Here is a 23,968-nt window from a genome sequence, read left to right as displayed (position 1 = left end):
TACAGTTACTTAAATCTTGAGAGTACAAAAACCTCAAATGAAATTTTGACGTTTTTATACCCACATAGTGATTATAGAATCAATCACTGTACTTGTCAATTCTTACTTTTTAAATATCTATGTAATAGCTCCTCATCAGGTGTCTGAGAATATCTTATACAATAGTTAAAGTGAAACAACTGATTTAAGATATTCAAAATTACTGAATCAACGAGTGAGAGACTAGGTTGTCTCGTCATTTTTGTTAACAAATAAGGCGTCACAGTCTCTAAGGACATCCTAAAACCTTCTCGCGTCGGAAAATTATTACTTGGATAATGTTTCTTTACCCTTTCATACATAAACTCAACATCGTACAAATGCTCCACCTGGTCAGATAAAATATTGACGAACCTACTACTTTCCTCGTCAATCTTTAGATATCCTTGGTCACTAGGAAACAAAATAAAGTTTAGGTTTGGATACTTTTGGGCTAGCTGACCAATTTTCTTATAAAAACTATCATAAGATTCCTCTGAGACAAAACTATCAATAGTATTTAGCACAATGAGATATTTCTCTCTTGTTTGTGACAGAAGACGGTCTAACATTTCTAAAAAGAGGGATAGTTTATCGGTATTTGCAACCCATTCGAAAGATAAATTCTTATTCTCAATGGCAAAAAATGGACTAAAATTTTTTGAAAGTAATTGGTCTAGTGTTAGAGGACGATTCTCTAAATGGTATTCCACCTTACCACTGTTTAAGTTGATATGCTGGTTCATTGCCCCTTCTATAAGCTCTACTTGTTCATTAATTTTCTCCAAATGGGCTACAATATCAACTTGATTGACAATTTTACTAAGGTAACCGTAAGCAAGTGTCCCTTTCTTATATTCCATCTGCTCAAGTAAATCCTTAAAACTTGAAATGTCGATATAGTGATAGCTACTTCGCTTCACTATTTCTCCAGACTCATCAAGTATAGTAGGTTCCTCATAATCAAAAATACTTAAGTCCTCACTTGAGTATTTTTTTCCACCAAAATACCAGCTCAAAATCTGCCAAATATAATATTTGAGTTCTTTATTCTGACCAACAATTTGTGTGATTGCACCAATATTCAATTCAATACGTTCCTTGTAAGGATGTTGTACAAAAAATTTCATATGACCACCAACTTATTATCACTGACGATTTCTTCTTGCTTAGTTTTGCCACCTATGATTAATGTCATTTCTGAAAACTGCTTTTCAGTAACCGCCAAAAGTCTCACATTTCCAGCAGGTAGATTACTCATCTTTAACTTCTTATAAAATTTATTTGCAAAACTTCTATTAGGACAAGTGCGATAATAGACCGAAAATTGTAACATTTCAAATCCATTTGAAATTAATTCTTTACGAAAATTACGATAGATTCTTTTTTCATCCTTGGATTCCATTGGCAAATCAAAAAAACATAATAATCTCAACGCTTCATACCTCATCTTATTTTCTCCGCTCTATACTTGATACCACTGGGCAGTGAAATTTACTACTATCTTTTTCCGAAATATATTTGATAAAGCCTTTAACATATTTGTCCATAGCAACTGTCACTGAACATGTCTCTTTGCCATATTTGATTTTAGCATTGAGTAAGTCTGTCAATCCCAACCTATACTCATACTTAAGGAATTCCTGATCTCGTAGATTATCGTAAACCCAAACATCTACAATCTGTCTAAATGGCTCCATCAAGTCATCAACCAAATTAAACTGATTGTATTCGTTTTTATGGAATATTCCTAATAGACCATTTAAACCATAACCCGCTACTATTCTAGCCATCTGAGCCCTCATGATAGCATAGCCATAGTTTAAGCCAGCATTGATGACATCGGCTTCTTGTTGGGTTACTCTGACAAATTGTTTGCCAAAGAGTTCATTAAAATAGACCTTGGCAGCATGTCCCTCTCTATTGGTTCTATCACCTGGTTCTATCTGCTCTTTATAGTCTGAAAGTAGTCTAATATTATCCAGACTTTTTTCAAACATGGCTAGAACATCCTCTTGGTTATTGATTTTATAGTAAGTCACAATCTGCCATGCCTTGTCCTTTTGTTTCTGAGACCAATCCATCTGCTCTTTCAAGCGCTTGTAAGCTCTAAAATGCCCATTTTGTGAGTGATAAATCCCTGTTGGTAAATGTTCGTTATCACAAACAACTAAGGCAATATTATATTTACTTAGGGCACTTAATAATCGAAGAGTAACAACTGTATCCCCACCTTCAGCAACTATTATCGAAATATCACTAAGTGGCACCGTAAACTCTTGTCCCATCTTTTGCACTAACAAGTTATCAAGCTTTAAGCGCATCTTCTCACTTTGACTGACATGTACAACTCTCCAAGTCATTTTTTCTCCTTTTTAAATAACGAAAACACCCTGCCATAAAATGACAGGGTGTTGATTTCGGCATGAAGCCTTATCTTTGTAGCTTCTGCAAGATTTAAGTAACTGTGTAAGGCGTCCCTTACACGATTATTATAGTATATGACAACTATAATTGCAACACTTTTTAACAATTAATATTAAAAATCTAGCTTAGGCTTATCACCCTCATTCTTGATGATATGCTGATTTCCTAGGATATCTGTTCTTACTTTAAAAATTGAAAGATTTGATTTTGCTAGTCCTTTTATACATCGTCCTGACTTATCTGCAGGACCTAAAATTTCAATAAGTGTCTCATTCTTCTCAAATTTATCTTTTGAATAAGGCTTTAACTCTACATAATGCTTTTTATTTGGCATTGATCGAGAAAGAAAACGGAATAGTTGCTGTTCTTTTGTTTCCGTATCTTTAATTAGTAACAAATCATTTTTATAAAGTGTGAACTTGAATTCTGAATCAGAATCTACACCCTCTTTCTTCTTAATGTCATTGTATTTTTCCTGAGAAATCTTATATGTTCCTGTCCCTTTCTCAAATTGTAGATCAGCATATTTTAATCCAAGGATTTCGTATTTTCCAGTAGTCTTATTGAAATAGACATCCGCTCTCCATGGAGAAACTGACTGCAAGACAACTTTATTGTTACTATTCTTTGGAGTGATATCAATATGATTACCTAACTTACTATCATAGTATTTAAGACTCTTGATTTCAGGACCATTGCCTTTTTTACTATATTTACGAATATAGTCGCCATGTTCTTCTTTATATTTTAGGAAAGGATTACATGGTACTTCTTTCCCTTTTTCATTCATTTCCTTATTGGGATAGTTCTCTAAAATTGGCTCGATAACTTTCTCAAAGGTTTGTGGGTCGTGACGATACATGAGGAATTTTGACTTATCCTTCTGATAAATCTTTATAAAGGCATCATAGCCAGCCTGGCTATAGATATCTTTGATTTTCCCTAAGACATAAGTTTCATCCTTCTTATCTTTTCCTACTTTAGCCTGCCTTGTTGCGTAAATTGTTGCATCAGAAATCTTTCGATTAAACTTAGAATCCACTTGATATGAGAACAAGATACTGTCTTCAAATTCTTTACTCTTCAATGTATCAACAAAATGTTGATAAGGGGCTTTAAATACAGATTCCTTGTACTCATCGTCACTAATAAGTTCACCTGTTTCAATATCAAGTAATTGGTCTTCTGAATAACTTACAAGAGTATTCTTTTGTTTTTTCCACAAATTCAACTGACTTGAAGCAGCAATAATTAGTGCATCTACAGCATGGTGATGATAGGTATCACGAGTCTTATCGATTCCCCAATGGCGTCTCAATTGAGATGTGAATTGGCCACGAACCACGGAAACTTTTGTATCAATCTTGCGAGCTCTAAAGTGTTCTTGAAGGGCATTAAGGACAACTCTTGAAGCGTATCTTGTATCTACAAGATTTCGTTCAATAAATTTCTTTCGAACATCAAATTTTGAAATATCCTCTTCCGTAAGAAGGTATTCTTTTTTCTTGTTTGAAAGTGTTTTCGACTCACGTACAAAAGCTTTCAGTTCACGGAAAGACCATGCATCATCCATACTATCTAATGCCTGGTAAGGTGTTCGTTGGCCTTTTTCTTGGTTAGCAGTTGCATAAACCAAAACCTTATTGGCAAGGCTATCATCAAAGGTAATAGAGAGAGGTAAAATATGATCTATTTCAAATTGATTAGGATTGTTAATCAAATCATGGATTGAAATTGTTTTACCAGTATAAAGGCAACGTTCTCCTTGCTGATGCCATAGGCGGATTTTAGTCGCTAATTGCTTATGACCATGGAAAACGCTATGTGGTAATTCAGCTTTTCCATTATATTGATTGGCAGCCTTACGCATGGCCGCATCCTTTTCAGATTTGTTAGCTTCTTGAATCTTTTTAATGGCCTTTTTTTCGTCATCTTCATTCATTTCTCGAGCCATTTCGATGACAATATTGTCAAAATCACCATACTCTTTGATTGCCGCATTTACGATTTTTATAGCTTGGCGAACAGACTTAGCAACAACAGGATTGTAGATTTCTTCAGTTAGTCGTTTCTCATCAATATATTTTGTTTTATTTGAAGACGAAGTTCTTTTTTGTTTTCCTAGTCGTGTCAAAATAGTCATTTGTTCTTCTGACGTCGCATATAATTCTGGGATTAATTCCATCATCAACTTGACAGAAAAATTATGCCAACCTTTTCCAAAAATGGAACTATTTGATTTGCGGAATTGAACCAATTCGTCAACTTGTTCCTGACTAAAAGTACCATCAGAAAACTCATGCTCTATCGCTTCTTGGATACCTTCCCTCTCCGTATTTAATGTTAAGACATAGGCTAACTTATCAAGCTTTTCTCTCTCCATTTGCTCAACATCAATAGTTTCAAGCGTCTTCATTTTTCGGTAGGCTTCGAAAGTATGAATTTCTGGTTTGTCTGATTTGTCGATACGATATCCCTTGATATCCGCAACATCGCAAGCAAGTAGTTTAGCGATATATTTAAAGAGTTTCGCTGGACCCATCGCCTTTTCATTTTTGACATAGGTAATGATTTGATTCTTTTGTTCTTCGCTCAACTTCTTGGTTTCTGTTGGAACGGTTAGATTGTTCAAATCATTTAGCAAATTGAATTCTTGAGCCGTATAGGATGCTTTTGCTGCTCTATACTCTTCCGGATAAAATGTACATTTCCCAATTAGGATTCCAAAAATATTGTCTAAAGTTATGTACTCATCTTCAGAATCTTTCTTAGTAGTATACCTTCCATAATCAGTCCGTGACTTCTCATTTCCTGGTCCGTGATAATATTTACGTTTTCCAGTTAGAATTTGGAGATAACTATTAATAAATTCATCGGTAATCTGTGGATTAAATTCTTGTTGGGTTTGCAGTATTCTCAGTGCTTCTGCTCGATAAGCTGATGTTGGAAAGACATTAATTAAGCGATGTTTTTTTCCATCCTCCTCAATAGTAAAATCACCACGTAATTGACCATATTTTTGATAGCGTTCCAATTGAATCTGGCCTGGTGTTTTTGTTTCTAATTGTTTGCTGTTCTCTTTGACAATTTGTGCATAGTCACCTACTGATGAATTTCCGTCATCACTTGCATCATCAAGATAACTAATCCCACGGTGTTTCACCATATTTTTAAGAGCGATAAACAATTCTTCATTAGACAATTCATCGGTCAAACCCTTAACTCGCAATTGATATGGGTTTAGATTGATTGAAACCTTCGTAAAATCAGTGATTAATCCACTTTCTTCAAATATGTGATTTAAACGAACTCTACGATGTTTTTTACGTCGTGTCAATCGTCTTCCTTGACGATTTGTTCTACGTTCTACATTATTCTCCGCTTGAGCGGCTGGGAAGATGCGTGCGTTCTTATGGACAATTTCTCCCGTCACTTTATTAAGGATACCTACACCAACAGAACCTATACCAATATCAAGTCCTAAAACTAAGTCGCTCATTTAAGAATCTCCTTATTCTTTTTTCTAATATTTTACAATAATATCTGAAAATTCACAATAGTATTTGTAAGCGCTATCCTAGTTTTGTATTTTAAAAAGCCAAGTTCAGTTGAACTGGCTTTTTCTTCTTGTATTAAAAACTTTTGTCTAGGCTTCTTGTGCTAGGGCTGCTGCTTTTTCAAGGGCTTGGTCGGTCGACTCGCAGATATGGTCTGGTCCAATAGTTTGGATAAAGCCAGATTTTTCAAGAACTCTGTAGGGTTGAGCATTAACGTGAGAAAGAAGCAAGGTCATGCCACGTTTTTGGCAGATAGCCAGGGTTTCTTCAAGGGCATCTAGGCCTGAGATATCCATGGCTGGAACGTTTCGCATGCGTAGGATGAGAACATTCTTAGTTTCATCATTGATCACATTCAAGAAGTTATTGGCTGCACCAAAGAAGAGGGCACCAAAAACTTCATAGACGACAGCGTTTTTAGGAACTTGTTTCAAGTCGCTATCCTCGGACAAAACTGGATCGTCCAGATTTTCCTTGTCCACCCACTGACGAATTTGAGCCACGTCGGACATGCGTTTGAGGAAGAGGAAGGCTGCTAGGACCATACCAAATTCGATGGCAACTACTAGGTCAAAGAAAACGGTTAAGACAAAAGTCACTAGCAGAACCGCCACATCACTCTTAGGGGCACGTTTGATCATACGACCAACTGTACGCCAACCACTCATGTTATAACCGACAATCATAAGGATTGAGGCCAAACAGGTCATAGGAATCAATGAGGCGTAAGGCATGAGGAAGAGTAAAATCAGAAGCAAGGTAAGGGCATGAACCATCCCCGCTACTGGTGTCCGTCCTCCATTTTTGACATTGGCTGCGGTACGGGCGATGGCACCCGTTGCAGGAATCCCGCCAAAGAGGGCTGACATGATATTCCCAACACCTTGGCCAATCAATTCAGCATTAGAGCGATGATTACCACCAATCATCCCGTCTGAAACAACGCAAGAAAGTAGGGATTCAATGGCTGCTAGTATGGCAATGGTGAAGGCTGGCGACATCATTTGACGAATCAAAGAAAATGATAGGTCAGGAACTGTGAAACTTGGAAGTCCTGCTTTGATGGTGTAAAGATCACCGATGGTTTTGACTGGCAGATGACCAAAAGCTACGATGGCTGTGGTTACAAGGATGGCAACCAAAGACCCCGGAATTTTCTGAGAAAGGCGTGGCCAAAAGATTTGAATGACTAGGGCCAAGATACCAATTGCAAGTGTCGGCCAGCTAATACTTGAAAGATGCTTCCCATAAGCTAGAAGTTTTTCTAAGAACTCAGCTGGTACCGACTTCATCTCAAGTCCCAGGAAATCTTTAACCTGTCCAGCCACAATCCCAACGGCAATACCCAAGGTAAAGCCAAGTGTGATGGTTTTGGGAATGAACTTGATCAGGTCACCAAAACGCAGGAGCCCCATGATAATAAGCATGAGTCCCGCCATGAGCGTGGCAAGGGTCAAACCAGCCATACCATACTGGGCGATGATGCCATAGATGATAACAACGAATGCTGCGGTGGGTCCACCAATCTGAACCCGACTACCTCCTAAAAAGGAAATAAAAAAGCCTGCAACCACTGCTGTGTAAAGACCTTGTTCGGGATTGACACCAGAGGCAATGGCAAGAGCAATTGACAAGGGCAGGGCAATAATAGCCACGATAACTCCTGCAATCAGGTCCTTGATGAACTGTCCCTTGGAATAAGTCCTGATGGTAGTGAAAAATTTGGGTGTGATATATTTTAAAGCGTCCATTTTTTCCTCCTAACTACTATCCTAAAACTCTTTAACTCAGTGAAATAACTCTTTTTCAATGAGTGTCAGACGCTTATCAATTTTACAATCTTATGATAGCATAGGAAAAGCTCATTTTCTAGGGGATTGAGGGATTTAAAGCTATTATTTCAAGAATTTTTTAACTTTCTTAGTTTAGAAGTGAAGGTATCAAAAAACAAGTCCAGACTATGGACTTGTTTTGAAAGATTCATTATAGATTACCAACTTGTTGGCAAGGAAATCGGAATGTTAAGTTTAACCTTCATCTTGCTATTGGTCACAGAGGCTTGCTCAATTTCATAGCCGATTTCAGGAAGCTTAAGCTGAATTTGGTCATTAACCATTTGAATACCACTGCTGGACTGGGCAATGCTCTTCTTGAGGTAAGGCAGAACCAGTGATTTTGAAACTGGAAGGCGACCCAGGTGGGCACCTGCCAAATCTAGTAGGATGACTTCCTTGTTAGTGCTGACCGTAAAATCAAGGCTAAATGTTGATCCGATAGGCCCAAGAGATACGGGAACCTTAGCTGTTAGATAGGAATCATTCAACTCTACGCTACTGTTTTGCAAGGTCTCGTCATTAGAATCAGCCATGCTTGCTTTTAGGATTTGACGAAACTGATTACTGTCAAGATTAATCTCAGTTGAAACCCCGCCTGATGAAAGGGACGCCCCACCAATACCAGCCTGGGCTAAATCAGCAAGGGATGTTTGTGTTGATACATTTTTTAATTGGTCCTGACTGTCGATCTTGTCCGGAATAAGTAGAGCCGCCACTGCAAAAAAGACCACAATGACGAGGACAATGAGTCGTTTAAACCATTTCCACATAGGGATACCTCATTTCAATTTTTCACTTTTGACGTCTATTGTACTGTAATCAAGGGAAAAAAGCGAGTAAGAACTGGAAATTCTCTCATATTTTCTTAATGCAGGAGATATGGCTCCAGAACTTCAAAGACTTTTAAGTAAGCATTGGCATAAAGGTGGACGCCGTCATAGGTGTGCTCAGCCTTCTGCTCTTTTCTATCATTGACCAGCTCAGCATTACAATTAATGAAGTGGCAGCCATAGGTTTTGGCGATTTCCTCAAGAGCCTGGTTACAGCGGTCAAGATTTTCAGGAGTCCGCAGTTTCATCCACTGGATAGATGCCGGTGTCTGCCAAGGCAGATGTAGATTGGCTGGGTAAAAAGCCATCAGGTAAATCTTGGTATGGGGCAAAATAGCAAATGTTTGCTCCAGAATTTGGCTGATATTTGCCGTCATATGTTGTAACCACTGAACTCCATAAGGCTCCTCGGTCATGTCATTGGTACCGATATTGATGAAAACCTTACTCGGTTGCAGATCCAAAAGCAGGGGATGGAGATGCTGGTGAAATTCATCCGTATTCAAACCACTGATGCCTCGATTGTAGATGATATCGTCGATACCTCTACTCCTAGCGATTTCACAAATGGGAAAAAGCTCCATGAGAGAGGAGCCCGTGAAAAGCGTCTCCCCCTTGATAGCGACCTCATTTAAGTACTGATAATTTTTAAGTTTGATTTCTTTTAATTCATCCATGATAACTTTCTTCTATATAATTTTATCTAAATGAGGGAGAAGGCAAAGAGCAACCCTACAACCGTATTGGCCAAGGCGTGAATAAAGACACTTGGAAGAATGGAGCCATTTGCTTTCTTTTCATTGATAGCACCCAAAACGAAAGCTATGAGACTAATAAAGGCAAAATGGCAAAAGCCTTAAGGTAACCAGTTAGTTGCATAAACATAAGTGCATGGATGAGACCAAATAAGAGAGACTGAACCAGATTTGCTCCTAGAAATCCTAGTTTTCCTTGCATCCTTTTTAATAGAAAACCTCTAAAGAAGATTTCTTCTGGCAAGGCAGTCCCTAAGATAGCATAGGCTAGAATAGCAGGAAGAGCTCCAATTCCATTTCCAGAAAAATCTGCTGTGGCCGTTTGGCTAGAGTCAAACCAACTAAAGACCACAATCGAAAAAAGAAGAAAAAGTAGACTAATACCCAAAATGGTCAGTAATAATTGCCTCTTCTTCTGACTCTCAACTTTCTTCAACCCAATCCAGTCAAAGAAACCGACCTTTTTCCTGCTCCAAATTAACCAAGTGATAAAAGGAATGACAGAGACTATGAGCAGTTCCATAATACCGCTCATCAGTTTAGACATAAATAGGGTCATGAGTTTGTCCTCCATTTCTAATCAAAAGACAGCTTCGTTCTTTTGAAAACGATTACCTTTACACCTTGATTATACTACTTTTAGGGGAAGAGAAAGCTCATTCTCACCAATCTTGCCAGGTTTCTTTGGCACGAATCACACGGTCTTGCTTATAGTCAATATGGTAAACACGCCAACCACCAATCCAATCGTCCTTCAGCTTGTACTCAACACTTCCTTGAAGATCACTCCCCTTGCCTAAGAGTTTCTCAACTTCTTTTCTCGTCATGCCCTCAAGCTGATACTGCCGGTGAAAACTCCACATGAATTTATGGCGCATGTGATCTGGAGTACGAGCCCATTTTTCAGGCGTAAAAACTCGGTCACGAGGGACAATGATTGCAAAATGAACCAGACAAATGATTTCGATAATTAAGCAAAAGCCTTTTCGCCGTTTTCGTCTGGTTTCTGGGGTAAGGTAGGCCATAGGATTACCTTACTTTCTCTTGTTTCCAATGGTCGTCCAAAATCACTGAGTGCTCTTTCGAAAAGCGAATAAGGATATCTCTGGCAACTTGTTGAGATACACGTGCGACATTGGTCAATTCTAATCCTAGCTCAGGTGTGTCATGTTCCAAGCGATACTTGTCATCCTCGTATTCAACAAAGATAAAACTCATTGCCCCTTTTTCGCTATAAGTGAGATAGAGACTATCGTAGGATACTGGAAGTTGCACCAAAGCATCCCAGATATCACTGTCACTTGGGTTTGTAATCGTCGCATAGTCTACCTGATCAGCTGTCGAAATACGCATGACAAGGCCTTCTGCTGCTTTCTTTTTAGATGCTAACCACTTAAATAAATGCATCGTTTTCCTCCTTTAGATGACGATTCCTTTTTGCTTGAGATTGTCCAGACATTCCTGTAAATAGGCAGCATCATGCTCTGGGTAGATGATGACTGGTAATGTCTCCGCTTCAAGCTTATCGTAGGCTGGCATCTGTTTGCCTCGATACTCCTTGTCCAACCACTCTGGGCTAACACGATAGCCACGTTCCGTCATTTCTTGCATAATGAGCTCATGGTATTTAAACAAGCGATACGGTGAATAATCAAAAACATAGTTAACCGTCGCATGTTTGCGTTGCCATCCCTTACCACGAAGGGCACAACATTCTCGGTGCTGCCCTAATAATTGCTGACGGGGTAGTTTTGAAATCAAGGCTTGATGCCATAGTCTCATTTTGAACCCCCATTAATTAAGGTTGACTCCTCCAGATAGCGATTTGGGTACTTGATGAGGAGCTCTTTGACGGATGCCACCAAACACATCTGAGGAATTCGACCTGTCGCATAGCTTTCCAGTTGGGCCATAAACATTTCCTTCTCGCTGGCAGTCGCCTTTTTCTTAAAATACCCCCAGATATGTTGAAAGGCATTGACGACCTGACCAGGATTTTCAGGAAGGTCAAGTGCTTGATCAATGTAGGCCTGAACCTGATCCAAACTAACCTCATCATTCTTGAGATAGTTACGGATTTCTAGGTAAATCTTGTTTGAATGGCTGAGCACCAGATACTTATTGGCTGCCCAAAGTCGCTCGCACTGGCGACGTGGATTGGTAGTTGTCATTAGGAACCTTCCTTCTTGCTTTTTATCAGTATAGCATAGTTTAAATGGGGATAATAGATTATGCCTTTGAGAATTTGAAGAGTGATTTTCAACTATTTTCAGAAAAGGGCTTTTGCTTGGTTTGTTTGTAAGCGTTTGCTATACTTAAGGTATCAAAGAAAGGAGACAAAGCCTATGACATTGTCCAAAAAACTCACACTTTCTCTTGCCTCTATGGCAGTTCTTGGTCTTTTAGCAGCCTGCTCAAACCAGAAAGCTCAAACACCTGAAAGCTCTGCTAGCACCCAACAAAGTTCAAGTAAGGTTTCATCTTCACAAAGTTCTGAAGTTTCTAAACAGACTGAAGGGCTAGATGGCACCTATAAAGGAACTGATGAAAATGATCGTATTACTCTTACCATCTCTGGAAATACTGGAACTTGGGAAGAGGACGAAGCAGATGGCGAGAAGGAAAGCAAGTCTGTAACAGTTAACCCTGACAATCAAAGTCTAACGATTGGTGATGATACCAAATTCTACAAACTCGACGGCAATCAGCTGACTATTGAAGATGATGACCGTGATCCAAACGATACGGTTGTCTTGACGAAATAATATGAAAAACCTTAGCCAATCCACTCTCTGGAATTTAGCTAAGGTTTTTTATGTTATACTATAGGCAGAAAGAAAACGAATACAAACAGGAGGTTGACGATGACTCAAAGAAGATTATGGATGACGCTATTTGTTGTGTCGATTATTGTAACTCTTATTGGACTGGGATTTTCTGTCTATAACTATTATGTCTTTGATAAACCCTTTATGACCACGACTACAAAAGGTTTACTAGCAGCCTTTTTCCTGTGTGCGACAATGGTTGCCATCACCCTATCCAAATCAAGTAAGAAGTAAAGATATGAAAGAGGTATAAGTTTGTAGACTTATACCTCTTTTGATACAACATTACTTAATCTTGTGTTTATTCATTTTTTCTTCAAAGATGTCTGTCATGATTTTACGGAGCTCTTCTCTCTCTTTTTCAGCCTTTTGATGATGAAATGTATCCTTGGCCAAACGAGTCACCTCCTAAAAATGAAACTGTGTCATTATATCAACAGATAGGAAAGAAAAGCTCCCACCGAAATTCAGTGGGAGGTTCAACTCTAATTCTATGATTTTCTCATGGCCACCAGCCAAAAGGCTACTAGAATTTCGAAAATAACAAGAAGGACAATCTGAGTGAGTGAACTCTGAACCAGCATAAGGACAGCCAGACTATCGATCAGCATATGAGCGAGGATACAAGGAACAGCTCCTCTCGAGTACTCTTTAAGAGCTCCCAAAAGAAAGGTATTCCCTAAAATCATCAGGTAAAAGATGAGATAGTTGGACGAGCCTGCTGTAATCCAAGGTAGTTGATAGATAGGGATATGCCAGAGGAACCAGATAATGGAAAGAACCATCATTTTAGTTATAAAGTGCTTACTAAAGTAAAGATGTTCTTGTAAAAACCAACGCCAACCGACTTCTTCCAGACCGCCATATAAAAAGGTCCAGGGGAGATATAGGAAGAAGGCTAAGAGGGAGTTCCCAGTAAAGCGAACATTCATGAGCAGGATTGAAATCCCATAATAGATGACGGGGATGATGAAAGCTAGGATCCAGGATAGGTGACTTTCTTTTTGAAGAAAGACCTTTTTGAAAAAATCGCCCAAAGATTTGACTTCACTCAACACAAGAGAAAAGATAGCCGCCATAATCAGGGGAATACAGTTCATTAGGATAAACAGTAGAGAGTCACCTGTGCTCTTTCCATCTGGGAAACACCAAAGGATAACTTGCCCTACTATAAATGTAGCAAGGAGGGCAGTCAGTGCATACCAGATAGCGACTGATTTTTTTGAAATAAATTTGCTCATTTTTCCTCCGTTACGGGATAATAAATCAGATAGATCTCACCTTAATCCGCATCGACTCAAAGATGGTATTGTTCACAATCTTTATAAATCTTACTTAATCTTGTGTTTGTTCATTTTTTCTTCAAAGATAGCTGTCATGATTTTACGTAGCTCTTGGCCTTCTTTTTCAGGAAGGTCCCCTTGGCGTTTAGCTACTGCGTAGAGTTCAGGGTATTGCTTGGCTACACGCTCCACCGTCTTGGTCGTCGCATGCCCTCTGACAAAGAAAGGAATACGTTTAATCCATTCTTGCGGTACGAGAGCGAGCAACTTCTTAGCCGCTTCCTTGTCAGAAATCTCAGCTGTACTCAAACCTTTTTCGATTTGCTTTTGTTCTTGTTCTGTAAAATCTTTTAATTCCATTACTACTTCCTCTTTATCTTTATATAGTAGATTTTACACCCATGCATGAGAATATACAACTGATTGGGATTGATGGACAAGACATGAAAGCTAGACTCATTTTTTTCCAAAAATACCATACAAAAAAATCTGATGAATTTGCTCAACCTCTGTCTCTAAATTGTCACTGTGGTCTAACTGATTTCCCATACCATTAAGAGCATCCATGACATTTAGGACAAGCTCTGTCGATAGGTCTTTAGCAATAAGGCCCTCTTCTTTTCCTAGCTCAATATAAGCACGATAGATATCACGTTTTTTTGCAGTGATCGCTTTCGCTAAGAGAGTTGAAAAAGTAGGTTCTTTCACCATTTTATCTTGAAAATAGTCCGAGATTTGCCGACTCATTTTCTCCTGACATAGAGAAAAAGCCTGGTTTAATTTTGTTTTAAAATCTAGATTACTATTTAAAATGTCCTCAGCTTGCTGTGTGACTTCTTCAAACAAGTCATTAACACAGAGAGCTACCAAATTATCTTTACTCCCGAAATAATTGTAGATAGAAACAGGAGATACTTCTGCTGCCTCTGCAATAGATTTTATACTAGTTTCCTTAAAACCTTTGTCTTTAAACAAACGCAAAGCTGCTTGAACAATCGCTTGCTTCTTTTTCTCAGTTGTCTTTTGATATTGATTCATGTGAACACCTCTGTTATAAACAATTGTAGCATAAGTTTGAAATATATGAATATATATTTCATTTTCCCTTGCTATTCTTACTAGCTTTCTCTATAATAAAGTTTGAATTTTAATCATGTATATTTCAAATTTTATTTTCAAAAATGGGAGAGAACATGCTCATTCAATATCTTATAAAGCAATCTAGAAAACCGAGTGGTCTTGTCGGTCGATTGATTACCAACATCTGGTCGTCCTATTTCAAAGAACTCAGCCTTTGGGCAATCAAACAAACCACTATCCCTAACAATAGTCGGATTTTAGAAATCGGCTATGGCGGAGGCAGCACTATTAAGAACCTTCTTGAGTTAGATAAAAATCTTGACATTCATGGTATTGATATATCTAAGGAGTCTTATCAAACTGCTAGACGAATTCATTCAGATGCTATAGAAAACGGAAGTGTTAAGCTGAGGATTGGTAATGTAGCAAACCTTCCCTACCAAAATAATGATTTTGATTTGGTATTTGCCATCCAGACACATATTTTCTGGGAGGATTTAAAACAGAGTTTTCAGGAAATCTATAGAGTCATGTCCAATCCTTCCACTTTGATTATTGCTTCCGAAAAAGAAAAAATAAAATATCATATGACAGATTATGGGACAAGCCATGAATTGATGCAGTTGTTAACAAGCATTGGCTTTTCAAAGATTGAAGAAAAGCAAAATTACAAATGGGTTGTGTATGTTGTCACTAAGAGTGATTAGGAAATTTAATAAAAAACTCCTTAATCAAATCTAATGTCTCAACCCTAGCAAAACACAAAGAGAAGACTAATTTAGTCTTCTCTTCATACTAGGTTGCGGAACATCAACAATTACTTTACTTTTATACCTCTAGTAAGTCCTATTCGTCCACAATTGCATCTTACAAATGGATACTTCTGTTAGAAGATAAGGAGATAAGGATCTTCAAGATAAGAAACAACTCTTGCTAAAAATTCAGCAGCTGGAAGGCCATCGATGACTTGATGGTCGAAGCTCAGACTCAATGGAAGATAGTCTTTTTGAACAACCTCTCCCTCCTCATTAAATGCTAAAGCTTGTTGAGTTGCTCCTACACCAAGGATTGCCACCTCTGGGGAATTAAGGATTGGTGTGAAGTATTCTACACCTGGCCCCCCTAGGTTCGTAATTGAGAAAGTAGAACCACTATATAGGTCAGATGCAAGTGTACCTTTTCGAGCTTGATTAGCCAAAGTCTTAATGCTTTGACCAAGATCTGCTAAAGTCATACGATCTGCGTCTTGAATCACAGGAACAACCAAACCATCATCCAAAGCTGTTGCCATACCAATATGAATGCGTTCGTGAATCTTATGAATTCCGCCACCATACCAAGCATTCAAAGCTGGAAAATCTCTCAAAGCTTTGGTTACTGCTTTAGTTAATAGAGTTGTGATACCTAGTTCACCATTTTCAAGTGGAGTATGTACCTTGGCCTTAAGTTCTTTACGGAATTTCAAAAGCTCAGTTAAATCAGCCTTACGATGGAGTGTCACTTGAGCAGAAGAATGAAGACTGTTCATCATACGTTCGGCAATAATCTTACGCATGCCTTCGAGTCCCTCACCGTATTGTCCTGTGGCCATAGCTTGTGTTAGAGGTTCAACGACCTTATCAGCAACAAGACTTGGTTGGTAAGATTCTACATCACGTCTTGTAATACGACCATTTCCACCTGTTCCTTTAATAAGGGAGATATCATAGCCTTTCTCAGTAGCCATCTTACGAGCTACCGGTGTAATGAAAATTCGTTCCCCACTAGTACGAGCTATAGGTGCTGTAGTAGATTTAGGACTAGACGGTGTTGGATCTTTAGCGACTTCAGTTGGAGCTTCCTCTTGTGCAGGAGCTTCTTGGGTTCCTACATTTTCTCCTTCCTGGCCAACCCATCCAACAACTTCTTTACATTTAACTGTAGCACCTTCACCATGCACAATGTCAAGAACAACCCCAGAAGCAGGGGATTCGACTTCACTAGTCAATTTTTCAGAACTAATTTCCAATAAAGGCTGACCACTTGTTACTGTATCACCAACTTGGACCAACCACTTTTGAATGAGTCCTTCAGTCATGGTTAGGCCGAGCTTGGGCATTAAAATTTCTGTTGCCATAAGCGCCCTCCTATCCTTTCAAGTCCTGAATCAATTCATCAGCTACTTTCAAAACCTTATCCGCATCCGGGATATAGGCTTGTTCTAAGTTTGTCGCAAATGGAACAGGAGTATTTGGTGCACAAACACATTTCACTGGTCCATCAAGATAATCAAAAGCTTTATCTGAAACTACAGATGCAATATCAGTTGCAGTATTGTTATGCGGGTTTGCCTCATCCACAATAACCAAACGACCCGTTTTCTTCACGGAATTTAACACTGTTTCTTCATCCCATGGAGCAACTGTACGAAGATCAATCACTTCTACAGAAATGTTGTCTTTTGCTAAACGATCTGCGACCTCATAAGCTACATACAACATCTTACCAATTGTCACAATTGTTAAATCCTTACCTTCTCTACGAACGGCAGCCTTACCAATTGGTACAGTATAGTATTCTTCTGGCACTTCCCCTTTTAAGCCATAGAGGGTTTTGTCCTCAGAAAAAATAACAACATTATCATCTTCAATTGACGCCAATAGTAAACCTTTAGCATCATATGGTGTAGCAGGAACAACTACCTTAATACCTGGAATAGATCCAAAGAGGCCGTAATATGAGCCGGAGTGTTGAGCCGCAGCTGAAGCACCCGCACCGTGCATAGTACGCACAACCATCGGAACTTTAGCTTTTCCTCCAAACATGTAACGCATCTTAGATGCCTGTCCTAATAGGGCATCAAAACAGAATCCAATAAAATCATTAAACATCAACTCTGGTACAGGTCTTAGTCCCGTAAGCGCCATCCCCACCGAAGCTGATAAATAGCCGTGCTCAGAAATCGGAGTATCAATAACACGTTCCCTGCCATATTTCGGCATCAATCCTCGTGTGATACCCATGACACCGCCCCAGGCATCCTCGTTATTATTTTCTAAGTGTTCAACATTAACACCACCTGCGATATCCTCTCCTAGAAGAACAACTCGCTCGTCTCTTTCCATGGCTTGATCGAGCCCTTCATTGATGGCTTTCATAAATAATGTTTCTCTAGTCATTATGAATCCTCCTCAATCAGTCTGCAAATACGTCTTCGTAGAGAGCTTCTTCTTTTGGAATTGGGCTCTCTTGAGCAAAGTGGATTGCATCTTCAACATCTTTTTGTGATTGGGCAACAATCTCATCCAATTCATCTTGGCTAAGGATACCCTTTTCAGTTACAAGGTCACGAAATACTTCCAAGGCATCCACATCTGCCCATTCTTTTTCGATTCCATCTGGTGCTTTGTATTTTTGCTCATCTCCTTCGAAATGGCCATGGTTACGATAAGTAATAGCTTCAATTAACGTTGGACCATCTCCACGACGCGCACGTTCAATGGCCTCTTTAGCCACTTGATAAACAGCAAATAAGTCTTTACCATTAACGCGAACTCCAGGCATATTGTATGCTTGTGCACGTTCAGCAATTGTTGGTGAACCTGATGAGTACCATTGTGGTGTTGATTCTGCAAAAAGGTTATTTTCATTTACAAATACCACAGGTAGATTCCAAATAGAGGCCATGTTTAAGCACTCATGAAAATTACCTTCGTTGGCAGCACCGTCACCAAAGAAACATACAGCAACATCATCAGTCTTTAGATATTTGTTACGCATAGCAGCACCAGTCGCAAGACCAAAGCCTCCACCTACCATACCGTTAGCACCAAGGATTCCTTTATCCAAGTCAGCGATATGCATAGAGCCACCCTTACCTTTACCAAGCCCTGTAGACTTACCAAAGATTTCAGCCATCATTTTTTTAAGGTCTCCACCTTTAGCCACACAGTGTCCATGTCCTCGGTGTGTGCTAGTAATGTAGTCTTTATCAGTCAGGTTAGCACATACCCCAGTCGCAATAGCCTCCTCACCTGAGTAAAGATGAACAAATCCTGGAATTTGACCGATTGAAAAGAAATGTCGTGCATTTTCTTCAAAATTTCGAATATCGCACATAGTCTTATACATGGATTTAGCCTCTTCTTTTGAAACATTTTCCACACCAAGATCATGGGCAGTTTGAACCTTAACTTCTTCCTTGGTTAAGGTTTGTCCCTGATGTTTTTCTTTCATTAGGGCTTGTGGCAATTCTTGATAATGTGTCATATTGTTTCCTCCTTCTATAGAGAACTTTATAAAAAACAAATATTATTGACATATATAAATTTAAAAAAATGAAAATGACTACGCTAAACCTATCCATCGAGCTTAGGACCTTAAAATCAGTCTTGCAACTTCCTGAACCAACTCAGAAATTGTTGGATGTGCAAAAATAGTCTTATCAAGCTGATCAAGTGTTCCTTCAGCATCTTTCAAGACAATCAAGGATTGTAAAATATCAGTTGCATGTGGGCCAACGATAACGGCACCTAATAGTAGGTGATAGCGTTTTTCAGAGACAATTTTAACAAAACCTTTTGCTGAATTAGACGCAATTGCTCGACCATTATAAACATAAGGAAGTTGACCAACTGATATATCGTATCCTTGTTGAACCGCCTCCTCTTCTGACAAGCCAAAGGAAGCAATCTCTGGCGTTGTAAAGAGCGACCGTGGAACACTTGAATTATCCACCGGTTCCTCAGCCTGACGACAAATGGCTCGAACAGCTTTGATTCCCTCGCTACTAGCAACATGAGCTAACATATATCCAGGAATCAAATCCCCAATCGCATAAACACCTGATTGAGATGACTCGTAATAACTATCTACCTTTATAAAACCTTTTTCAGTCAGCTCCAAGCCCATCATTTGGGCTAACTCAATATTTGGCTTACGTCCTGTTGCTACAAGTAAGTTATCATAAGAGTAGGACTTGCCATTTGCTAGAATTACAGCATTTTCTTCAACTCTATCTATGCTAACTCCTTCCAGTATAGTAATTCCAAGTTGCTCCATCTTTTCTCTAATAATGGAACGTGCTTCGTCATCTTCAGTTGCCAAAATTGTTGGTGCAACCTCTATTACTGTCACATCCACACCTAGTGGAGCCATAGCAAAAGCTAACTCAACGGAAATAATACCCCCACCAATGATAACCAAACGTTGAGGAAGTTCCTTTAAGTTGAAAAAGCTATCTGTTGTCAAATAGTCAACATCGTTAATACCAGAAATAGGAGGAATAAATGGATGACTCCCCGTCGCCAAAATAACAGACTTACCTGAGACTCTTTCACCATTAACTTGGAAGGTTTTATCAGAAATATAAGCTGCCTCACCTTCAATATAGGTGATCCCTAATTGTTTAAAACTTGATTGAATACCAGACTGTAGTGTTGCTACGACTTGATCTTTGCGAGCAACAAGTTTTTGAAAATCAAGATTATCATTTAAAATTGTTACTCCATACTGAGAGGCTTCTTTAGCAGCTAATAGCCAATGAGCATGTTGAAGATAGGCTTTGGATGGGATACAGCCAACGTTCAAACAAGTGCCACCTATGGAGTTTTTCTCAATGACAGTTACCTTTTTACCTAAACGGGCAGCTTCTTCAGCAGCAACATAACCGCCAGGACCTGCCCCTATAATGAGAATATCACATTGACTCAAAACAATACTCCTTTCTAGAATGGAAGTCGGCTGTTAGCCTAACCACTTCAAGTAGGACAAAAACTCGGAGATGTTTTTGAAAGCGTTTTCTATACTTTGATTATAAAACTAATACTTATGAAAATCAAGTAATTCACTGAAAATGTGATGTTTTGGTAGTGAAAATATTCACAAGTAATGCAAACGTTTGCCATTCCCTATTCGGGATGACGTCAGCACTTATACTTTGCTGATTTTTATAGACACTAGATAAATACAAATCTCCCCTAATCATTAAATAATTCTTCAAAATGTTATAAAAAACACTCTAGCGTCTATAGCTTGTATAAAACTATAGAAATTAGAGTGCTTTTACTATTAGAAAGAATATGTATATGGAGTTAAAAAGGAATTTGAATTAATCTAAAGAAAGTTGATTTTTCAACTGAATAATATTATAAGAATATCGATTTGTAGTTATTTTGAAAGTAATCTTATAAGTGAGTAATTAGGAGTAGAATATGACAACTCTATTTTTTTGTAGAGTAGCTTTTGTAGCTTTTATGTGAAAAATCAATTGGCTATTTAATTATTTATCGTCCTTTTTAATCATATTTTTCACACCTTCGATAGCGCCTTCGACAGCATCTTTGGCATCTTCGGCAACTTCTTTCACTTTTGAGACTGCTTTTTCAGCAGCACCCTCTTTTTCTGTTTTTTTATCACCAGTTAATTTTCCGACACCTTCTTTAAATGCGCCTTTAGCTTGGTTGAGTTTTTCTTCTACTGACATAATTTTATCCTCCTTTGGACATAAAGATTGTTAAATATGAACGCTCTTCAATAATACATTCAAATTTTTAAGTATAACAAGATAAGTTAAATTATAGCTTTTGTGTTGAAGTCGAGTCATAAACAGCTTGAACACCCTCACTAACGTTATCTTTATTTGCTGATAAACCATTAGCTAGTCCATGTTTACCACTTTTTAAATTTATCAGCACTAAGTTTGCTAGTTGATTGGAGTCTTCCTATCGAAATATTGAAAATTATTCTTTTTTTCCTAAGAAAAATGATACTACTGCAACAACAATAACTGCCCCTAAAATTGATGGAACTAAGGCCATTCCAGCTAGTCTAGGTCCCCAAGAACCGAAGAGTGACTGTCCAACAGATGAACCAATTAAACCTGCAAAGATATTGGCAATTATTCCCATGGAACCTCCCTTTTTAGTGATTCCACCAGCAATAAAACCTATAAAGCCTCCGACAATAATAGCCCAAAGCATAATGTCTCCCCCTTTCTAAATAGAGGAAAGTTAGATTGTTTGGAAAATCAAACCATCTAAAGAGTTACATTTTAGCTAAAACATTTTTTATATTAATCTTAACAATCATAAGATTAATGTTAGTATATACCTGTTAATAACAGTATAAGTTAATCAAATTGATAAGTCAATGAAAATGTTTGCGCTTACACAAAAATAGACATGAAAACCATCATTGCCCCTTGCAATCGCTTGCATAGTTTTACAATTTCGCTTATCTCATTTTTTTGTTAAAAATCTACACAGGCTTCTACTATTATTAGGGCTTCCTCTAAATGGATTGATTTATGAATAAAAAGTTTGATTAAACTGCTACATTCATATGATTGATTAGCATTTTAGCCACAAAAGAAAATAGCCCTAAGATGTTCGAGTGACGAAAGTAAAAATAAAATGTATAATTGAGACATGTAAACCCTTACACATTTTTCTTTAAATAGTAAGTATCTAACAAAATAGTATAAATAATACACCAAACACTACATCACTTTCAGTAGGAGTTTAAAATTAATATGGAGTAGTGAATTGATTACAAATTGAAAGTAGAATATAAAACACACCCAGGTAAAGAAGTTACAATAATAATGGCCAATGATTTAGATACGTCGTCAAAGAGTGAGCTTAAAAAGTTGACTATAGTAACAAAAAGGAAGTACTGTTATGGAAAAAGTTTTGAAGGATGGTAAACTTTATTCTCTAATAGAATTTAGGGACAAAATCTATGAGGATTTAGATTTATCAAAAAGTGACTTAACCACTTTATTGTGTGCGATATTGATTGCATCTATTGGTTTGAATATGAATTCTATTCCAACAATCATAGGGGCAATGTTGATTTCTCCATTGATGACACCTATCCTTGGAGTAGGTTTTGCGTTAGCAATATTAGATACAAAACTTCTCAAAAAATCGTTTAAAGTTCTTTTTATTCAAGTTGCAGTAAGCCTTTTAGCCTCTACACTTTATTTTTTACTTTCGCCCATTTCTTACGCAAGTACGGAAATTATTGCTAGAACTTCGCCCACAATTTGGGACGTTGTAATAGCATTCGTCGGTGGATTAGCCGGCATTATTGGAGCACGAAAGAAAGAAGCTAATAACATTGTTCCTGGTGTCGCCATTGCAACTGCTCTTATGCCACCCGTTTGTACCGTGGGGTATTCTATTGCCACAGGAAATCTTGAGTATATGATAGGGGCGTCATATTTGTTCTCCATTAACTGCAGTTTTATTATGATTGCTACATATATTGGCACTAATGTGATGATGGTTAATAATCCTTATGTTAAACATAATCGTAAAGCCTCTAAAATGCGAAAAATATTAATTCTAGTCTCGCTTGTTCTTATTATTCCAAGTTTAGCTTCTGCAACTACCTTAGTTAGAGATACGCTAATCAATGAGTCTATCAATAATTATCTATCTGATCAATTTGAAAACCATACTATTTTGAAAAAGAAATATAGTAAAGAAAACAATACACTAAAGCTAACCATTTCAGGTAAATATCTTTCAGAAGCTGAGTTACAAGGTATCATTAACAAACAAAATGAATATGGTTTGAAAAATATCTCGATTCAGGTTTCACAATTAACAAATGATAGATTAACTGAAAAAGAATTAGTCGACTACATCATTCAATATAAAAACGATGATGATCTTCAACAAATAGAAAAGGATAAGTAAAAAGAATCCCCAAATAACAACAAGTAATGTGAGATATTAATCTGATAAGCATAAGAAACCGTTGAAAAGTATTGTCACTAGTGGTCCATAGGAGAAATATCAATGAAAAAAGTAATGATAATTATTAATCCAACTTCTGGAGGAGAAACAGCATTAGATTATAAAGAGAGCTTGGAGAATAAGGCTAAAGAGTATTTTGATTATGTTGAAACTAAGATTACGCAAAAAGCCAAAGATGCAACTCAATTTGCTGAAAAAGCCTCTAAAGAAAAATATGATGCAGTAATTGTTTTTGGTGGAGACGGTACTGTAAATGAGGTTATTTCAGGGATTGCTGAAAAAAATCACATTCCAAAACTTGGGATTATTCCTGGTGGAACTGGTAATTTAATCACTAAGCTATTAGAAATCAACCAAAATATTGATCAAGCGATTGAAGAACTTGATTTCAATTTTACTAAAACCATTGATGTTGGAAAAGCTAATCAAAATTATTTTGGCTATATTTTTAGTGTTGGATCTTTACCAGAAGCTATTCATAACGTTGATATTGAAGATAAAACAAAGTACGGTATCTTTGCATATGCAATCAATACGATGAGGTCCGTTATGGAAGACGATGTATTTAATGTTCGTATTGAAAGCGAAAATGGCAATTATGAAGGTGAAGC

Annotated in this window: 26 protein-coding genes; 5 read left to right on the top strand and 21 right to left on the bottom strand. The window is 37.8% G+C overall.

Annotated features, from left to right (window positions below; translation table 11 throughout):
• Window positions 1–95 precede the first annotated feature (95 nt).
• The 12 genes from csn2-St to HMPREF3112_RS08765 form a co-directional block, all read right to left on the bottom strand.
• On the bottom strand, window positions 96–1,148 hold the full coding sequence (gene csn2-St, locus HMPREF3112_RS08820; RefSeq protein WP_037611476.1) for a CRISPR-associated protein Csn2-St: 1,053 nt from the start codon (window positions 1,146–1,148) through the stop codon (window positions 96–98).
• On the bottom strand, window positions 1,145–1,468 hold the full coding sequence (cas2, locus tag HMPREF3112_RS08815) for a CRISPR-associated endonuclease Cas2 (protein ID WP_002946754.1): 324 nt from the start codon (window positions 1,466–1,468) through the stop codon (window positions 1,145–1,147). The genes csn2-St and cas2 overlap by 4 nt, the downstream gene beginning before the upstream one ends.
• Before the next feature lies 1 nt (window position 1,469).
• A complete protein-coding gene (cas1, locus tag HMPREF3112_RS08810; RefSeq protein ID WP_070439319.1) occupies window positions 1,470–2,381 on the bottom strand; it encodes a type II CRISPR-associated endonuclease Cas1 in 912 nt (303 codons plus the stop codon).
• A 176-nt stretch (window positions 2,382–2,557) separates the two neighbouring features.
• A complete protein-coding gene (gene cas9 / locus HMPREF3112_RS08805; RefSeq protein WP_070439316.1) occupies window positions 2,558–5,944 on the bottom strand; it encodes a type II CRISPR RNA-guided endonuclease Cas9 in 3,387 nt (1,128 codons plus the stop codon).
• Between the two features lie 147 nt (window positions 5,945–6,091).
• Complete coding sequence (locus HMPREF3112_RS08800; protein WP_070439313.1) at window positions 6,092–7,753, bottom strand: SulP family inorganic anion transporter; 1,662 nt, start codon at window positions 7,751–7,753, stop codon at window positions 6,092–6,094.
• 239 nt (window positions 7,754–7,992) lie between these two features.
• Window positions 7,993–8,607: a hypothetical protein gene (locus tag HMPREF3112_RS08795; RefSeq protein WP_048674370.1), complete on the bottom strand. Its 615-nt coding sequence runs from the start codon at window positions 8,605–8,607 to the stop codon at window positions 7,993–7,995.
• A gap of 95 nt (window positions 8,608–8,702) precedes the next feature.
• The gene (locus tag HMPREF3112_RS08790) at window positions 8,703–9,344 is read right to left on the bottom strand and encodes a GDSL-type esterase/lipase family protein (protein WP_048674368.1); all 642 of its coding nucleotides are present in this window, start codon (window positions 9,342–9,344) and stop codon (window positions 8,703–8,705) included.
• A 145-nt stretch (window positions 9,345–9,489) separates the two neighbouring features.
• Complete coding sequence (locus HMPREF3112_RS08785) at window positions 9,490–9,981, bottom strand: CPBP family intramembrane glutamic endopeptidase (protein ID WP_256262683.1); 492 nt, start codon at window positions 9,979–9,981, stop codon at window positions 9,490–9,492.
• Window positions 9,982–10,084: 103 nt separating this feature from the next.
• Window positions 10,085–10,447 carry a hypothetical protein gene (locus HMPREF3112_RS08780; RefSeq protein ID WP_060971544.1) on the bottom strand — a complete coding sequence of 121 codons (363 nt, stop codon included), beginning with the start codon at window positions 10,445–10,447 and terminating at the stop codon, window positions 10,085–10,087.
• A 4-nt stretch (window positions 10,448–10,451) separates the two neighbouring features.
• Window positions 10,452–10,829, bottom strand: coding sequence for a hypothetical protein (locus tag HMPREF3112_RS08775; RefSeq protein WP_064523356.1), 378 nt, complete (start codon window positions 10,827–10,829; stop codon window positions 10,452–10,454).
• Window positions 10,830–10,841: 12 nt separating this feature from the next.
• Window positions 10,842–11,204, bottom strand: coding sequence for a TIGR02328 family protein (locus HMPREF3112_RS08770; RefSeq protein WP_070439310.1), 363 nt, complete (start codon window positions 11,202–11,204; stop codon window positions 10,842–10,844).
• Window positions 11,201–11,593 carry a YbgA family protein gene (locus HMPREF3112_RS08765; protein ID WP_014634187.1) on the bottom strand — a complete coding sequence of 131 codons (393 nt, stop codon included), beginning with the start codon at window positions 11,591–11,593 and terminating at the stop codon, window positions 11,201–11,203. The genes HMPREF3112_RS08770 and HMPREF3112_RS08765 overlap by 4 nt, the downstream gene beginning before the upstream one ends.
• A gap of 174 nt (window positions 11,594–11,767) precedes the next feature.
• Between HMPREF3112_RS08765 and HMPREF3112_RS08760 the strand changes: the two genes are divergently transcribed.
• On the top strand, window positions 11,768–12,187 hold the full coding sequence (locus HMPREF3112_RS08760; protein WP_002890547.1) for an SP_0198 family lipoprotein: 420 nt from the start codon (window positions 11,768–11,770) through the stop codon (window positions 12,185–12,187).
• A 99-nt stretch (window positions 12,188–12,286) separates the two neighbouring features.
• Complete coding sequence (locus tag HMPREF3112_RS08755) at window positions 12,287–12,484, top strand: hypothetical protein (RefSeq protein ID WP_014634186.1); 198 nt, start codon at window positions 12,287–12,289, stop codon at window positions 12,482–12,484.
• Between the two features lie 257 nt (window positions 12,485–12,741).
• Here the strand turns inward: HMPREF3112_RS08755 and HMPREF3112_RS08750 are convergent, their stop codons facing one another.
• From HMPREF3112_RS08750 to HMPREF3112_RS08740, 3 genes are all read right to left on the bottom strand, one after another.
• Complete coding sequence (locus HMPREF3112_RS08750) at window positions 12,742–13,491, bottom strand: CPBP family intramembrane glutamic endopeptidase (protein WP_048674351.1); 750 nt, start codon at window positions 13,489–13,491, stop codon at window positions 12,742–12,744.
• Between the two features lie 90 nt (window positions 13,492–13,581).
• Window positions 13,582–13,893 carry a hypothetical protein gene (locus HMPREF3112_RS08745; protein WP_014633350.1) on the bottom strand — a complete coding sequence of 104 codons (312 nt, stop codon included), beginning with the start codon at window positions 13,891–13,893 and terminating at the stop codon, window positions 13,582–13,584.
• Between the two features lie 96 nt (window positions 13,894–13,989).
• Window positions 13,990–14,571 (bottom strand): TetR/AcrR family transcriptional regulator, encoded by a 582-nt coding sequence (locus HMPREF3112_RS08740; protein WP_048674349.1) that lies wholly within the window; start codon window positions 14,569–14,571, stop codon window positions 13,990–13,992.
• A 155-nt stretch (window positions 14,572–14,726) separates the two neighbouring features.
• Here HMPREF3112_RS08740 and HMPREF3112_RS08735 point away from each other — a divergent pair, with 155 nt between their 5' ends.
• Complete coding sequence (locus HMPREF3112_RS08735; protein WP_048674347.1) at window positions 14,727–15,320, top strand: class I SAM-dependent methyltransferase; 594 nt, start codon at window positions 14,727–14,729, stop codon at window positions 15,318–15,320.
• 179 nt (window positions 15,321–15,499) lie between these two features.
• Here HMPREF3112_RS08735 and HMPREF3112_RS08730 read toward each other — a convergent pair whose 3' ends face one another.
• The 6 genes from HMPREF3112_RS08730 to HMPREF3112_RS08705 all read right to left on the bottom strand — a co-directional run bounded on the left by HMPREF3112_RS08730 (window position 15,500) and on the right by HMPREF3112_RS08705 (window position 21,572).
• Window positions 15,500–16,729, bottom strand: a complete 1,230-nt coding sequence (locus HMPREF3112_RS08730; protein ID WP_048674345.1) for a dihydrolipoamide acetyltransferase family protein — start codon at window positions 16,727–16,729, stop codon at window positions 15,500–15,502.
• A 10-nt stretch (window positions 16,730–16,739) separates the two neighbouring features.
• On the bottom strand, window positions 16,740–17,771 hold the full coding sequence (locus tag HMPREF3112_RS08725; protein WP_002885911.1) for an alpha-ketoacid dehydrogenase subunit beta: 1,032 nt from the start codon (window positions 17,769–17,771) through the stop codon (window positions 16,740–16,742).
• A 16-nt stretch (window positions 17,772–17,787) separates the two neighbouring features.
• Window positions 17,788–18,861, bottom strand: coding sequence for a thiamine pyrophosphate-dependent dehydrogenase E1 component subunit alpha (locus tag HMPREF3112_RS08720; protein WP_048674343.1), 1,074 nt, complete (start codon window positions 18,859–18,861; stop codon window positions 17,788–17,790).
• 102 nt (window positions 18,862–18,963) lie between these two features.
• Window positions 18,964–20,304 carry a dihydrolipoyl dehydrogenase gene (gene lpdA, locus HMPREF3112_RS08715; RefSeq protein WP_002886094.1) on the bottom strand — a complete coding sequence of 447 codons (1,341 nt, stop codon included), beginning with the start codon at window positions 20,302–20,304 and terminating at the stop codon, window positions 18,964–18,966.
• A gap of 568 nt (window positions 20,305–20,872) precedes the next feature.
• A complete protein-coding gene (locus tag HMPREF3112_RS08710) occupies window positions 20,873–21,076 on the bottom strand; it encodes a CsbD family protein (protein ID WP_002886207.1) in 204 nt (67 codons plus the stop codon).
• A 256-nt stretch (window positions 21,077–21,332) separates the two neighbouring features.
• Window positions 21,333–21,572, bottom strand: coding sequence for a GlsB/YeaQ/YmgE family stress response membrane protein (locus HMPREF3112_RS08705; protein ID WP_002890536.1), 240 nt, complete (start codon window positions 21,570–21,572; stop codon window positions 21,333–21,335).
• A 699-nt stretch (window positions 21,573–22,271) separates the two neighbouring features.
• On the opposite strand from HMPREF3112_RS08705, the gene HMPREF3112_RS08700 reads away from it, so the two are divergent.
• Together HMPREF3112_RS08700 and HMPREF3112_RS11785 are read left to right on the top strand one after the other, a co-directional pair.
• Window positions 22,272–23,297 (top strand): DUF389 domain-containing protein, encoded by a 1,026-nt coding sequence (locus HMPREF3112_RS08700; protein ID WP_060972391.1) that lies wholly within the window; start codon window positions 22,272–22,274, stop codon window positions 23,295–23,297.
• Between the two features lie 102 nt (window positions 23,298–23,399).
• On the top strand, window positions 23,400–23,968 hold a 569-nt coding region (locus HMPREF3112_RS11785), incomplete at its 3' end, for a diacylglycerol/lipid kinase family protein (protein ID WP_256262682.1).

The organism is Streptococcus sp. HMSC10E12 (genome assembly GCF_001807855.1).
In the GTDB taxonomy this organism is placed as follows: Bacteria; Bacillota; Bacilli; order Lactobacillales; family Streptococcaceae; genus Streptococcus; species Streptococcus salivarius.
This window is presented reverse-complemented; position numbering and strand designations above follow the sequence as displayed.